Origin of the sequence: Campylobacter lari (assembly GCF_004357905.1) — a bacterium.
Taxonomy (GTDB): domain Bacteria; phylum Campylobacterota; class Campylobacteria; order Campylobacterales; family Campylobacteraceae; genus Campylobacter_D; species Campylobacter_D lari_D.
This window is the reverse complement of sequence record NZ_SMTT01000036.1, coordinates 1-380: the sequence shown is the minus strand read 5'-3', so window position 1 is coordinate 380 and position 380 is coordinate 1. Positions and strand designations below refer to the sequence as shown.

1 protein-coding gene is annotated in these 380 nt (G+C 30.5%); it reads right to left on the bottom strand.

All coding sequences use genetic code 11. From position 1 onward, the window contains the following. On the bottom strand, window positions 1-380 hold a 380-nt coding region (locus E2O22_RS07845; protein WP_165955287.1), incomplete at both ends, for an AMP-binding protein.

The window sequence follows — 380 nt, the reverse complement described above, 5'->3', positions numbered from 1 at the left end:
TAAAAGCTCATCATCGCTAAATTGTCTATCAATTATATAAAAAGAGCATACATCGGTAATTTCAGTAGGTCCATAAAGATTAGCAAATAAAGTACTAGAAAGGTATTTACGCCAAATGTTGAGTTGTTTATTTGGCATGATTTCGCCACAAAAAAGAATTTTGTTTAAATGCCTTAGTGTAAAGGCTTCAAGAGCATTGGTATTAGCAAAATAAATCAGCACTGAAGGTACCCAAAAAATTGTTGTTATTTTTTCTTGTTCTAGATACTCCAAAATTTTATTTGGAAAAGCAAAAAGATGATTTGGCAGTATATGAAGTGTAGCTCCCATTTTAACAGAGCTAAATATATCTAATATGCTATTATCAAAGTAAAATGGCG